This window comes from Paenibacillus oryzisoli, assembly GCF_001653565.1.
Lineage (GTDB): Bacteria > Bacillota > Bacilli > Paenibacillales > NBRC-103111 > Paenibacillus_E > Paenibacillus_E oryzisoli.
Genome location: NZ_LYPB01000084.1, coordinates 22,019 through 36,450 on the forward strand (window position 1 = coordinate 22,019; position 14,432 = coordinate 36,450).

At 45.9% G+C, this 14,432-nt stretch carries 14 protein-coding genes; 2 read left to right on the forward strand and 12 right to left on the reverse strand.

Translation table 11 applies throughout. From position 1 onward, the window contains the following. Positions 1-536: sugar phosphate isomerase/epimerase family protein (locus tag A8708_RS25925; RefSeq protein ID WP_068668412.1), on the reverse strand; the 536-nt coding region annotated here is incomplete at its 3' end. Positions 537-667: 131 nt separating this feature from the next. Here A8708_RS25925 and A8708_RS25930 point away from each other — a divergent pair. Continuing rightward, positions 668-1,462, forward strand: a complete 795-nt coding sequence (locus tag A8708_RS25930; RefSeq protein WP_068668414.1) for a helix-turn-helix domain-containing protein — start codon at positions 668-670, stop codon at positions 1,460-1,462. A 202-nt stretch (positions 1,463-1,664) separates the two neighbouring features. Next, positions 1,665-1,892 (forward strand): hypothetical protein, encoded by a 228-nt coding sequence (locus A8708_RS25935; RefSeq protein WP_028554145.1) that lies wholly within the window; start codon positions 1,665-1,667, stop codon positions 1,890-1,892. Positions 1,893-2,047: 155 nt separating this feature from the next. Here A8708_RS25935 and A8708_RS25940 read toward each other — a convergent pair whose 3' ends face one another. The 11 genes from A8708_RS25940 to A8708_RS25990 all read right to left on the reverse strand — a co-directional run bounded on the left by A8708_RS25940 (position 2,048) and on the right by A8708_RS25990 (position 14,403). Then, positions 2,048-2,560, reverse strand: coding sequence for a DinB family protein (locus A8708_RS25940; RefSeq protein ID WP_068668416.1), 513 nt, complete (start codon positions 2,558-2,560; stop codon positions 2,048-2,050). Positions 2,561-2,704: 144 nt separating this feature from the next. Next, positions 2,705-4,900: an alpha-galactosidase gene (locus A8708_RS25945; RefSeq protein WP_068668418.1), complete on the reverse strand. Its 2,196-nt coding sequence runs from the start codon at positions 4,898-4,900 to the stop codon at positions 2,705-2,707. Between the two features lie 153 nt (positions 4,901-5,053). Next, positions 5,054-5,341: a ferredoxin family protein gene (locus A8708_RS25950; RefSeq protein ID WP_028554142.1), complete on the reverse strand. Its 288-nt coding sequence runs from the start codon at positions 5,339-5,341 to the stop codon at positions 5,054-5,056. Continuing rightward, a complete protein-coding gene (locus A8708_RS25955; RefSeq protein ID WP_068668420.1) occupies positions 5,338-6,648 on the reverse strand; it encodes an FAD-dependent oxidoreductase in 1,311 nt (436 codons plus the stop codon). The genes A8708_RS25950 and A8708_RS25955 overlap by 4 nt, the downstream gene beginning before the upstream one ends. Next, complete coding sequence (locus tag A8708_RS25960) at positions 6,645-7,784, reverse strand: electron transfer flavoprotein subunit alpha/FixB family protein (RefSeq protein ID WP_068668422.1); 1,140 nt, start codon at positions 7,782-7,784, stop codon at positions 6,645-6,647. The genes A8708_RS25955 and A8708_RS25960 overlap by 4 nt, the downstream gene beginning before the upstream one ends. 24 nt (positions 7,785-7,808) lie before the next feature. After that, positions 7,809-8,642, reverse strand: a complete 834-nt coding sequence (locus tag A8708_RS25965; protein ID WP_068668424.1) for an electron transfer flavoprotein subunit beta/FixA family protein — start codon at positions 8,640-8,642, stop codon at positions 7,809-7,811. A 1,187-nt stretch (positions 8,643-9,829) separates the two neighbouring features. After that, complete coding sequence (locus A8708_RS25970) at positions 9,830-11,152, reverse strand: LLM class flavin-dependent oxidoreductase (protein ID WP_068668426.1); 1,323 nt, start codon at positions 11,150-11,152, stop codon at positions 9,830-9,832. Between the two features lie 16 nt (positions 11,153-11,168). Continuing rightward, positions 11,169-11,699: a GNAT family N-acetyltransferase gene (locus tag A8708_RS25975; protein ID WP_068668429.1), complete on the reverse strand. Its 531-nt coding sequence runs from the start codon at positions 11,697-11,699 to the stop codon at positions 11,169-11,171. A 12-nt stretch (positions 11,700-11,711) separates the two neighbouring features. Beyond that, positions 11,712-12,188 (reverse strand): DinB family protein, encoded by a 477-nt coding sequence (locus A8708_RS25980; RefSeq protein WP_068668431.1) that lies wholly within the window; start codon positions 12,186-12,188, stop codon positions 11,712-11,714. Continuing rightward, on the reverse strand, positions 12,185-13,372 hold the full coding sequence (locus tag A8708_RS25985; protein WP_068668433.1) for a M20 peptidase aminoacylase family protein: 1,188 nt from the start codon (positions 13,370-13,372) through the stop codon (positions 12,185-12,187). Before A8708_RS25985 ends, A8708_RS25980 begins: the two co-directional genes overlap by 4 nt. Positions 13,373-13,392: 20 nt before the next feature. Continuing rightward, positions 13,393-14,403, reverse strand: coding sequence for an LLM class flavin-dependent oxidoreductase (locus tag A8708_RS25990; protein WP_068668435.1), 1,011 nt, complete (start codon positions 14,401-14,403; stop codon positions 13,393-13,395). Positions 14,404-14,432 lie beyond the last annotated feature (29 nt).

A 14,432-nucleotide genomic window follows, 5' to 3' on the forward strand; every position in this document is an offset into this window, starting at 1 on the left:
GCATACTTAGCAATGTACGCTAATGGATCTTGCCCAGCGAACTGTACCCAACACACGTCCATTTCAACTTTAATCGCGTCGTTATTTGCATACATCGCATCGAAAACAAACTCATCTTCGACTTTGTAGTGGAATTCGAAGTCATGGTTGTGATAAAGGAATTGCAAGCCTTGTTTTTGCGTCTCAACCGCAAGAGCTTGGCACTCAGCAATAAGGGAATTCCATTGTTCTACGTTCTCACGCTCTTCAGCGCCAACATACGGACAAATGGCATAAGTAGCGCCGATTGTTTTCAAGTAGTCAATCTCAGCTTGGAAATTATCACGGAATCTTTGCAAGCTAATGTGGCTTCCGAAAGCTTTCAATCCAAGCTCGTCAAGCAAACCTTTAAGTTTATCTGCAGGCATGTCAAAATATCCAGCAAATTCAACACCTTCATATCCTAACTTCGCAACGTGGCGAAGAGTACCTTCCATATCACGTGCCATATCATCTCTCAATGTGTACAGTTGAATGCCAATTCCTAAACGTCCCATTTGTTCTCCTCTTTTCTCTTAGTGAAATCGATATTAGTAACCTTGGCCTTAGTATAAGCGAGATTAGCCTATTATGACCATTCACGATATAATTAAAACATCTCTTATTTGGCTACGAAAGGCGAAACGACATGAAAGCTGAACTATTAACTTGCGGGTATTCTTTTCATATGGATCCGTTTTATAGCAGTAATAAATCGGGGTTGCATTATTATCTTTTTCGACTACAAACTGAAGGCTTTTGTGAGGCTCTTGTAGATGGGCGTATGATCCCGATTGAAGCTGGTCATCTTCTTTTGTTTAAGCCAGGTGATCCCTACGAATTACGAATCGAACAGAAAAAGACACAACCTGATCAAAAAATTGCTAGCGGCGACTATTATTTATTTTGCAAAGGTGACTGGATTGATGCTTGGTGGAAAAGTAACAATAGACCCACATGTATGCGGATTGACCTTGATCCCCGAATGATTTCACTGTGGCGGCAATTAAGTCTCGAGAAGCGCAGAATGGAAGATGAGAATCCGGAACTAAGCGGCTATTTGCTCCAAGCACTTTGCCTTTATCTTGAACGCGCGGCAACAGAAACGGTGCAAGGTCGCCCTTTCACAGGCACACGCATGAAACGTTTCATAGAGGCACATGCTACCGCAGCGTTCAAGATTGAAGATGTCGCAGACCACGTAGGTCTTAGTATCTCCCGAGCGGTTCATTTGTTCAAAGAATATTTTGGTAAAACGATGATCCAATATGCGACAGAAGTCCGTCTCTCCAGTGCGGTCGAGCGAATGCATGATAGTTCTATGTCCTTAGAACAAATCGCTCTTAGCTGCGGTTTCGGCTCATACCCTTACTTTCATCGTGCTTTTAAGCAACGGTTCGGCACCTCACCTAAAGCATATCGCCTTAACATGCAGCACACCTAGTCATATTTTCAGATAAATTCACACAATATTCAATATTATTATCCAATGTATGAAACATTTTCTGCACCTAAATCGTATTATTTATATACGAAAATACATAGCAATCTCTTATTTGTCTTAAAATTGTAAAACTATTTTAAGGTTCTATTAATAATAATCCGATATGCTAGAACTATATCCAATTCTTAGGATGGTGGAACTCATGAAAATGTTTATTACGATTCATAACAAACCTGTACCCGTATACTCCGATGAGAAAAATAAAAAGAAGTTCAATTTACTGAAGTCAGCGCTTGAGGCCAAGGTCACCAAAGGTAGAGCAACACTCAAGAAATGTCTGGATTCAATCATCAGCATCGAGATTGTCGGGTGTGAAGCAATTCTTCATTCCTTGAATGAACGAGATTCACTGGCACTTTCACTGTACTAAAAAGAAACCTGAAATCCATAATGGATTTCAGGTTTCTTTTTGCTACCACATAAGAAATGATAAGTTTTCAGGCCTTAAAACAGCTTTCTTATTGGCGATAAAATCTACATCTAAAAGCGGTCGCTCATCAATGAATGGCCTCGATAGGGGTTAACTCATAAGTACTTCTCTTGGGCGATGTTAAGATGATGCTGAGCATGTCCTGCGATTACATAGGCAATGGCTCGCGCAGAAATGGCGAATGTATTCGCTGTCCCAACACGTGTCCACGCTGTTTCAGTGATCGTAGGTAACAAGGCTAATGTAGCCTGTCGCACAGCTTGGAAATCCTTCACTAAATCTGTCAGAGCTACATCGTCAAACGCGGCATTTGCAATGAAAATATCCTGATCAAATCCCGGTAAATCCGTCGTATCTCCCCGCGCGATGCGCAATAATCGGTAACTCATAATTCGCTCTGTATCAGTGATATGAGCCAACACTTCCTTCAGGCTCCACTTCCCAGGGGCATAGCGAGATAGAGCTATCTGCTCAGTTAAATTAGAAAATAAGGAAACGAGTGCCTTTTCTTGGCTGATCAAAATGGATACATAATCTCCTTCGGGCACCAGCCCGATATACCCCGTATAGTAGGATGAATATTCGTCATGACGAGGACGCTGCAACATATTAGAAATGTCTCCCTTCACTTATAAAATGGTTGATTCCATCTATCATATCGCATTATTCCAGAAAAATGAATCTTCTGCTAAGATGCGTAAAACCCCCATTTTCCCAAAAAGGGAAATGAGGGTTACTCTCTGTCTTATTAATTACTGCTGCTTAGCGTTTAGCAGCCAGATTTTACTCTCAAAGTCACCATGAAGTCCAGTGACAGGTAAACCGGCATATAACAGATGGTCGCCAGGGAACAGTCCTTCGGAACCTTCGATTTGATAATCGAAGTCAGGGTTGAGTCCTTTTAAGCGCAACGTTTTTAACGGTGCATAAGGTTCAGCAAGCACTCGGATGAAAACAACCATAGCTTGTGTCTTGTCTTCGGAGACGATCATCCAAGCGGTGTCATTCCCCTCGAACGGGCTCAACAGGCGATACATATCGCCAAATTGAACAAGCGGTCGGAGTTGTTTGTAATCGGCAACTTGACGTTTGACAAGTTCCTTCTCCTCTTCCGTAAACTTCGTCAGATCAAGTTCATAGCCGAAGTTGCCAGACATAGCGACATGGCCGCGAGTTTCCAAAGATGTCATGCGATGAACTTGATGATTAGGCACAGCAGATACATGTGATCCCATGGAACTAACAGGGTACACGATACTCGTACCATATTGGATTTTCAAACGGCATACCGCATCGGTATTGTCGCTTGTCCACGTTTGCGGCATGTAATATAGGATACCTGGATCGAAACGTCCGCCACCACCCGAACAGCTTTCAAACAAGATATGCGGATATTCTGATGTGATGGCTTCCATTACACGATACAAGCCAAGCATGTAACGATGTGCAGTTTCTCTTTGACGTTCTGGCGGCAAAGCCGCGGAGCCAATTTCAGTCATATTCCGGTTCATGTCCCATTTGACATAAGTAATTGGTGCACTGCTTAGAATGTTACGCAACATGCTCATCACGCCGTTACATACCTCTTCGCGTGAGAAATCGAGAATGAGCTGCCCACGACCTTCCGTACGTCGACGATCTGGCACATGCAGACACCAATCGGGATGTTTACGGTATAAATCACTATCTGGTGATACCATTTCAGGTTCAAACCATAGGCCAAATTCCAAGCCAAGCTTGTTCACTCGTTCTACCAAATCTTCAAGTCCATTTGGAAGCTTCGCTTTATCGACAACCCAGTCCCCAAGTGAAGTCGTATCATCATTTCTTTTGCCAAACCAACCATCATCTAAGACAAAAAGCTCAATGCCAAGCTCTTTACCAGCCTGCGCAATGCTCTCAATTTTATCGGCATTAAAATCGAAATACGTCGCTTCCCAATTGTTGACGAGAACAGGGCGTACACGATCACGGAATTCCCCGCGGCATAGTCTCGTACGGTACAAGCGGTGATAAGATCTGGACATTTCGCCAATCCCATGACCAGAGTACACCATTACGGCTTCAGGCGTTTGGAACTGCTGTCCTGGCTCTAATAACCAGCTGAAATCGAAAGGATTAATCCCAATGGAAACACGTGCTGTTGCAAAAGGATCCACTTCGGCATGCGCTGCGAAATTCCCGCTGTACACAAGATTAAACCCGTATACATCCCCATAGTCTTCATTAGCATCCTTGGCAAGTAAAGCAACAAACGGGTTATGTGAATGACTGCTGGATCCGCGTCGGCTTTCGACAGTCAACTTACCTGGCGCCAAAGCTCTTCTTTCAATATGGCGTTCACGTGCCCAACTGCCTGAGAGTTGTAACAGATCCCAGTCTGCATGGGAATAATCCACGCTCATACTTAACGCACGCAGCAGCTTCAGATCAGCCGTACCTTCGTTCACGAAACGAACAGAACGAGTGATTGCGGCATGATCAGTGAAAATCGTATAGGTTAGAATTGCACGCAAACCAGCAACTTTGTCAACCAGCTCAATTTCTAACGTTTCCGCTTCGTGATCACTTTCTACATAAGTTGAGGGTAAACCATCTAATGCAGGCTTACCTTGGATGATCCTATGTTTATCATAGATAAGCTCAGTGATCGTAGAGCCATTCGGAAGAGCAACTTGATAAGCAGGTTCACGGAAATCGCTTGTCCCATAAGCAGGGTATTCCTGTGGAAGTGTATCAAAAGAGATCTTTCTATTTTCCTTGACCGGGTTCGGGCTAAAAGAAGCTCGTTCCTTATATTGAATCACTGTACCGAGTTGACCAGAACGTATTGATCTACCCCAGTACACGTGGGCTGGATAGGAACCATTGATAAGCTGAATCACATAGCTCATATGTTTATTGTGCAAATGGAAAATACCTTGTACAGATTCAAACGAAATTGACATTATTAATCCCTCCTATGTTCTATTATCATGTCCGAAAAGGAACAAAACTATGGAGAAACGACACCTACATATGGAGAAATGTTGTTTTTCGACAAAAAATAGAGTGGAAACCTTAAATCTGGTCTCCACTCTATCTTCATTCAAACACTACACTTAACCGTACTTATACGTCATCCCATGGCCGCCCTTCGGATACACCCAGTCGATGTTATACGAAGGACACGCTATCCGACATGTGCCACATTCAATACAATTTTCAAATGCAACCGTCGTAATTTTAAGTTTCTTTTCCCATTCATACACATCGGAAGGACAGAAATAATTACAATCCTTAGTAACACAATTCAAGCAGGTTTGTTTGTCCTTAATGACGAGATGGGACTTGTCATCGCATTTGTAACGAATGGTAAACAGTTTATCTGAAATATCACTTTGGCTCATCCGTTCATCGCCCTCCATCCCTTATAGCCCAGCTTCATCAAATTTACTGTACCGCCTGCAGCATTTTTGATAAGCTTCATAGCCATTTTTTGCTTCTCGGCTTTCGTAATCCCATCCACAAGGAACATATTGTATGCCGCTTCATTGACAGCGCGAGGCAGCCGATCGAACAATAATTCCGGATCCTGCTCTTTCAAAAATTGGTGCATACCCTTGTACTTCTGCAGATCCTTGTGTACAAATGATTCTTTGATTTTATTATCGTAGAGATGCATCGTAGGAGCAGTGAAATCCCCGCGTGCCTTCGCTTCGATAATGGCTTCACCCGCTAATCGGCCCGAGGTCATAGCTAGATTCGTCCCTTCCCGATGGACAAAGTTAATTAACTGCGCAGCATCACCACAGACACACCAGCCATCACCAGATAAGGTTGGGATTGAATGAAACCCCCCTTCTGGAATGAGATGGCCAGAATACTCTTTGGTCTCGCCACCTTGAATCAACTTCCGAATCATCGGATGCTGTTTAACCGCATCAAGTACAGCGTATGGTTTCACCTTTTTATCCCGTAAATGGTTAACCATCACTCCGACCCCTAATGAGATCGTTTCTTTATTCGTATATAGAAAACCCATACCCGCCATGCCGAGTGAGGTTTCGCCCATAAATTCGATGGTGACACCTTCGTCCCCCTCAAGCCCAAAGCGGTCCTCAATCTTCTCGCGTGGCAGCGCAATCACCTCTTTGACTGCTAAAGACACTTCATCTGGCATCCATTCTTTATGAATCCCCATTGCTTTGCCAAGCAAGGAGTTAACACCATCCGCAATGACGACAACATCTGCATATAGATCACCATCATCACGGTCGGTTCTTACGCCAACAACCTTGTTACCTTCACGAATAACATCCAGTGCCACGGTTTCGTAAATTGGTATCGCGCCTGCTGCGACAGCTTTTTCAGCGAACCACTGATCGAATTTGACCCGCAGCCCCGTGAAACAATTGTAAGGCTCCTTATAAGCTTCATTGCGATGGCCGAACGTGACCATGGACTCTTTGCCCATCATCCATATTCTTTGTTCAACAATATAGCGCTCCATTGGAAAGTTCTTTTCTGTCCAAAACTCAGGAACAAGTTCTTCGATTTGCTTACGGTAGAGGACACCACCAAAAATGTTTTTGGCACCAGGAAACTCGCCTCTCTCGAGCAATACAACCGATAAACCAGCTCGTGCCATGGTTAGCGCTGCGGCTGCTCCTGCTGGTCCGCCACCAACGACGATAGCGTCGAATTTTTCATTCATTTTGCTTCACTCCTCTCGCGCGTGATGGTCGCCTCAGTCTGCGTCTGTGTAGTGGATATCGAGGCATCCACCACTGATGAAGGAGGAACGCCAAAAAGCGTACGACGTTTTCTGAACTCCTCTGTAATCGCAGGGACTATTTTGAATAGATCGCCAACAAGCCCATAATGAGCAAATTGAAAAATAGGTGCCCTCTCATCTTTGTTGATTGCGACAACCACATCGGCATGGCTCATACCAACCGTGTGCTGCACGGCGCCAGAGATCCCGATGGCGAAATACAGCTTAGGCCGAACCGTGGCGCCCGTCTGCCCCACCTGATGCTCGTGGGAGATCCAGCCCGCATCCACGGCAGCGCGGGACGCGCCAACGACACCGCCGAGCGCTTCCGCTAGCTCGGCAAGCAGCTTGAAAGCATCGGGCCCGCCCAGCCCACGGCCCCCAGCCACGATAATCTCGCATTCCTCGAGATTGAGCTTCCCTGTTTCGCGCAGGAAGTCTAGCACCTGCGCATCAATCTCTTCCTCCCGCATCGTCGCGGTAATCGCGATGATCTCGCCTTGGCGCTCCGCGTCCTTCGGCAGCGCCTGGAACACACCAGCGCGCGCTGTCGCCATCTGCGGCCGGTACTGCTTACAGAGGATGGTGGCCATCATCTTCTCAGAGAAAGCTGGCCGGCTGGCCAGCAACAGCCGCGATGGCGGCGGCTCCACATCGAGCTGCGTCGTGTCGGCCGTCAGCCCCGTCGGCAGGTGCGTTGCAATCGCACCTGCTAAATCGCGACCGGTAGCTGTCGCGCCGAACAGCACGATCTCGGGCTTCGCTTCCTCGATCAGCTTCAAGCAGACCCGGCTGTAAGGCCGGGTCCTGTAGTTGCGAAGCTCCGCAGCTTCGCAGAGGTACACCCGATCCGCGCCGTAGGCCACGGCTTCATCAGCGAGATGTGCAACATTCTCGCCGATGACGAGCGCCATGAGCGGCGCCTCCAGCTTCGCAGCTAGCTTTTTGCCTTCGCCTAGCAGCTGCCAGGACACCTTTTTCGCGATGCCCTCACGCTGCTCAACAACGATCAAAACCCCACGATATGCCGACCAGTCCGGCATCGTCGGATCAATCTGTTCCGTTTCTCTTGCCATCGTGTCATCCTCCGTTCCTATCTATCAAGCCCAATCCAATAGTGTCTGCATATCCTTCGTCAATAGCTTGTCGGCCAGTTGAACTGCGCCTGCTTCTGGACTATCGAAAGTGATCATTTGCGTTTTCACCGCTTTGATCTCAGGTACCCATGTTTTGGCTACAATCGTCGGCGAACCTTTAAGCCCAATCTTTGCTCGCTCCAGATCTGGGAAATCCGCCGTCGTCCAAACCGTTGGCTTATATCTAGCCGCACGAATCATGCCCGGCAGTGAAGCTCGTCGCACTTTGTTCAACTCTTTTAATACGGTGATCAAGACGGGCATGCTTGTCTCAACCACTTCTATACCGTCCTCAAGAAGTCGGTGTACACGTACTTTACGGTTTTCTTCATCGACTTTAACTACCTTGTTAACATAAGTCAGTTGCTCCAAATCCAACCGGCAAGCAACACCTGGTCCAACTTGTCCGGTATCACCATCTAGCGTTTGTTTTCCGCAAAAAACGATATCCACTGGCCCCCACGTTTCCGCAATTTTGCGAATGGTTCGAGCAACAACATACGAGGTAGCTAGGGTATCCGCTCCAGCAAAACCACGATCCGTCACCAATACGGCATCATCAGCGCCTAACGAAATGCATTCTTTGAGGCCTTTTTCAGCTGGGGGCGGTCCCATCGTGACAACAGTAATACGCGCACCTTGCTCATCCTTGATGCGCAATGCCTCTTCCAAGCCATGCATATCATAGAAATTCACAATACTAGGTACACCTTGACGTATGAGCGTATTATTCTTGGGATCAATGCGAATTTCTCTAGAGTCCGGTACTTGTTTAATACAAACGACAATATGCAGCATCTCTGCACCCTCCTGTTTCTGCGGGGAACTGGCTTGCATGTTTGGACAACTGACCTGTAAGGCCTGTCATCATTGTGAATTTTGTCACGTAAATGTAGATAGGTAATCGCTTTCAGAGCATGTTCATGACTTTCGTACAAACATAAGATAAGAATCTAACACAGTATATGCGCAAAGGTACGGAACTTGACTAAAGTATTAAAAAATACAGATACGTGGGATAGATCTACTACATCAACACTAAATACATATCTCATTTCAACTAGGATGAGCTCCTTCGACAACCTTTTCACCTAAAGACATTTTCTGTCGTATCTACAAGTTTCAACCAAGCACGATAAATCAGTTATTTTACATCTAGATGAATATCATTTCTCAATTGGAGGCATCCCCTCGACATCCATTTCACCAAAGAACATTTCCTGTGGTATCTACAAGAAAGTGTGTTAATTAGTGAGTAAGTAAATGAGTGAGTGAATGAGTGTGTGTGTGTGTTAAATAAACCATTATGAGGTCAAGGTGATTTTTCAATTTTTGAAATTCTATTTCCCTCTTAGATTCAATGCTATATATATTGTTCTTTTCTTTAAGAATCTTAATGCTAGATTGAGTTATTGTTGTAGATACCTCAGAAAAAAGTTTTTCATTAGATAAGGGGGGCGGACGCTTATCGTGTAATGAGTTTACAAAATTAAGATTCGAGTAGCTTTGTAAATATGTGAATGCTTAAAGTGCTTAAGTTTTTAGGTTCGGGGTTCGGGGTTCGGTTATTGCTAGATTAATTTATTGTAGATATCTCAGAAAATAGTTTTTCATTAGATATAAGGGCGGACGGCTACCGCGCAATGAGTCTAAAAGTTACGATGCCAATAGGTTTGTGAATACTTGAGGAGCTTAAGGGTTTGGAGTTCAGCGTTTGCGGTTTGCGGTTTGCGGTTTGCGGTTTGGGGTTCGGCGTTCGGCGCTTGGCGCTTGGCGTTTGGCGTTTGGCGTTTGTGGCTCAGGGTTATAGGGACTATAAGGTATTGTATTTAGGTTAGCTACTTAATTGTTCTTGATACGTTAGTCGCAAAAAAACTGCCCACTGGCCTTTTCGGGTTTGTGGACAGTCATATTGAAAACGGGTGCTACACGGTTATTGCAGATGTTTTGATTGATGTAGGCAGCAGGAACGTCATGTCATGCGACTACGCATTCACTTTTGTGTAACGATTCGTGGGTACTGGGATGCCGAGGTTTCCGCGAAGTGTATCGGCTTCGTATTCTGTTCGGTACAATCCGCGCTCCTGCAGGATTGGTACTACGTGGTCGACGAAGTCGTCCAAGCCCTTGGGCAGGGCAGCTGCGATGATAAAACCATCGGCGGCGTTTTCTTCGAACCACGCTTGTACGCGATCAGCCACATATTCAGGGGTTCCCGTGAATTCGTTGCGAGGTGTAGCCACGTTCAAAGCGACTTGGCGTAGGGTTAGGTTCTTTTCTTTGGCATTTTGCTTAATTTTGTCAGTTCCACTACGGAAGCTATTGCTCCCGAAATCACCTAGTTCAGGGAAAGGTTCATCTAATGGGTATTGTGAAAAATCGTGATGCTCGAAGAAGCGGCCTAGATAATCCAGCGCTTTGTCAATGGTGACGAGGTTCGCGACTTCTTGGTATTTGCGCTCGGCTTCTTCTTCTGAGAGTCCGATTATCGGGGCAATGCCCGGTAGGATAACGACTTCATCCGGATTACGACCTTCGGAGGCTACCCTCTTTTTGATATCCGCGTAGTACGCTTTCGCATCGTCAATTGATTCATGTCCTGCAAAAATCGCATCCGCCACTTTCGCCGCAAACGCTCGGCCATCCTCTGAAGCGCCTGCTTGGAATATGACCGGCTGTCCTTGTCTAGAGCGAGCGATATTCAGCGGCCCCTGGACGGAGAAATATTCACCTTTGTGGTTCAATGTATGGAGTTTATCTGGGTCAAAAAACACACCGCTCTCTTTATCACGAACAAAAGCGTCATCTTCCCACGAATCCCATAGCCCACGTGTCACTTCCAAATATTCATTAGCGATCTGGTAGCGTTCGGGATGAGAGGGGTGCTCAGCTTTGCTATAGTTTTTGGCTGAACCTTCTAGTGGAGAGGTAACTACGTTCCAACCGGAACGTCCGTCACTAATTAAATCAATGGAAGCAAATTGCCGAGCCACGGTGAAAGGCTCACTATAGGACGTGGATAATGTCCCTACAAGGCCGATGTTCGAAGTGACTGACGCTAACGCAGATAGAATGGTAATCGGCTCGAATCGATTAAGGAAGTGAGGGATCGATTTTTCGGTAATATAGAGGCCATCCGCGATAAATAAGAGATCGAATTTCCCTGCTTCGGCTTTCTGTGCTTGCCCCTTATAAAAACCAAAATTCACACTAGCATCTGTAATCGCTTCAGGGTGTCTCCATCCTGACACATGACCACCAACACCATGAATAATGGCACCTAGTTTGATTTGTTTTTGTTTAGCCATGGTTATCTCCATCCTTTCACAATATCGCGGCGGTTTGTATATGAAGCCGGTAGCTTTTCACGAGTATTTCACCTTTTTGGATATCTTTGTCATAAGCGCGTTCGAAGCCCAATCGTTCGTAAAGCTTCACGGCCGATTCCATCATATCCGAGGTATGCAAATGAAGTGTAACTGCACCTAACTCAGCAGCGCGTTTCACATTTTCTTTAATTAATGCGGTAGCAATCCCCTTGCCTCTGGCACTTGGCGAAACGGCTAGCAACCTAAGAATAGGCGACTCAATCTCTAGCTCTGGTGCGCCATAAGCAGCTTCAGAGGATTGGAACAATTGAGATGTGCCAACAATTTCATCGTTAATCAATGCAACAATCCGTGCAATGGGCTTATTACTATCGACAGATGCGATAATATTTTCTTTATATTGATCCCAGCCTTCTGGAGGCAACACATTACGATATTGACCATAGGCATCTTCCAGAACTCTTCGAATCACTTCTCGGTCTCCATCGTTGGCATCTCGAAGGTGTACTTCTTGTGCATCCGCCATATCCAATCCCTCCTATACGTGCGCTTCCAACGCTCGCTTGATTCGTGCGATTTGTCCCAAATGATGCTGTACATGTGCGATAAAGGAGTGAACAACATCTTTCAGTGTGAGTGTTTGTCCTTTGAAATTAACGCCTGTTTTCTCCCAATCCTCGGGTGATAATCGCCCAAAAAGCTCATGGTTATACACTAATAACGACTGAAATAGAACTAAGATATCGGAAGCTAAGCCTTCATTGGCTTTGGTGCTGCTTACCCATGGATCTTGATCAAATGCTGGTAATATGGCGGATGCGCCCGAAATAATAGCACGGATTCGAAAGGACACGACGATGTTATGGTCGGCCAAATGAGACAGAACCTCTGTCACACTCCATTGGTCCGATGCTGGTTTCCAAACCAATTGCCCTTCGCTCAGGCCTTGAATCGCTTCCTGGAGTTGTTGGTGTGTATGCAGATAGAGAGATAAATCGGGAATTGTTGTACTCATATGGATACCTCCAAAGGGTTGTCGGATGATAGGTCTTCTAAGGCGTTCTGAGCTAAAATAGCAAAATATCGTGCACTAATCGGCAAAGCTCGTTCATCAATATCAAAAGCAGGATGATGCCATTCTTGCGGGCCTGATGTACCCATAAATACAAAGACCCCGGGAATTTTCTTCTGATAAAAGGCAAAATCTTCGCCTGCTGGTGACGGGACAGGTGTAATGACATTCAGACCAGCTTGTTCTGCCGCTTCTTTCGCCAACAGACTTAATTGCTTATCATTGAATACCGATGGTGGTCCTTTAATCCATCGGACTGAGGCTTTGGTTCCATATGCGGCAGCAACACCATGAACTACTTGCTCTAATCGCTCAATAACGAGTGAACGGACATTCTCATCAAATGTGCGCAGCGTGCCATCCAGAATGGCTTTGTCCGGAATGACATTCCAAGCTGTTCCGCTATGGATACGAGTTACACTGATGACTGCACTTTGCAATGAACTCACATTGCGGCTAACGATCGATTGGAGGGCAGTAATGATATGTGCTCCTGTTACAATGGGATCTATCCCCGCTTCTGGGACAGCAGCATGTGTGCCAAGTCCTTCAACTTCGATCACAAATCCATCCGCTGCGGCCATCAGTGGCCCCTCTTTGATCCCGATCGTGCCGACAGGAAGATCAGGTTTGTTATGCATGCCATAAATTGCGCGAACCCCTTCAAGTGCGCCGCTCTTTATCACCTGCTCCGCTCCCTGTGCCTTCTCCTCCGCCGGTTGAAAAATGAAACGAACGGTTCCCTTGAGCTCTCGCTCGTGTTGTTTGAGCAGAATCGCTGCACCAAGAACGGCAGCTGTATGAAAATCATGACCGCAAGCATGCATCTTCCCTGCTACCTGCGATGCATAAGGAAGCCCTGTATCTTCTTGAATTGGAAGCGCATCGATATCAGCCCGTATGGCAACGATTGGCCCTTCCTGCAAGCCGCCGACTTCTGCAATTAGACCTGTTTTCAGCTGGTAATCCGCAATACGGATCCCCGCATCCCTAAGCCAACTAGTTATCGAAGCTGTTGTTTGGATTTCCTCATGCGACAATTCAGGATGCTGATGTAAATGACGTCGTATATCCACCAGCTTCTGTGCCAAGTCCGGAGACGTCTCTTGAAAAGTTGTTGCACTCATTCTACTTACCTCCTTCGGACTTACACCAACAATTCCGCGAATGCTTCACTTAGCAGTTCAAATGACCTCAGGCGTTTGCTAAAATCTTTCACGGATGTCGTTACGATAAATTCATCGATGTTATATTTCTGTTGGATCTCGAGTAGTTTTTGACGCACGGTCTCTTTGGTACCCTTCGTAATCTCTGCCTGTTTCTCTTCAACCGTAAACTTTGCCTGCGTTTGGCGGCCATATTCCTCAGCTTGCTCAAGGGTTCCAACGGTTAATGTCTTGCCATTTTCCAAATGAATTTTTACATTCTTATATTCTCCTGCAAGCTTGATTGCTTCTTCTTCCGTGTCAGCTACGATAAGTGAGAGCGCCAAGAGAAGCTTAGGTTGTGTACCTTTTCCCGTATTAAAATGGTGATGATACGCTTCAAAAGCCGCTTCTGCAATCGCATGATCCCCATTAATAAATTGGGCAAATACATACGGTAAACCAGCTTCAGCAGCCGATTGTGCACTCGCTGCACTTGCCCCGAGGATATAAATATCCACAGGCACTGTTGGTATTGGCGAGACCTTCAAGCCCTTCAAAGGATGCTCATCATGCAGTTGATTTGTCACAAACTGTTGAAGGTCCTCCAACTTATGGGATAAGGAAGCTGCTTCTGTAATCCCCTGTTGCAGAGCTTTCGTAGAACGAGGAAGACCACCTGGTGCGCGGCCTATGCCGAGATCCACTCTACCTGGTGCAAGCGAAGCAAGCACATTGAAGTTCTCAGCCACTTTATAGGGGCTGTAATGCTGCAGCATGATCCCGCCGGAGCCAATGCGAATGCGCTCTGTTTTGGCCAGCAAATGAGAAATTAATACTTCCGGTGAAGAACCCGCTACTTGTTCGGAATCGTGATGCTCAGATACCCAGAAGCGGTTATATGAGAGCGACTCCGCCTTCTGTACAAGTTCAATCGTATGCTGAAAAGCGTCATAAGCCGTTTCACCGGGAAATACGACACTTTGATCCAAAATGCTTAATTTAATCCCCATGTTCATACACTCCATTTCCATAACTGCCT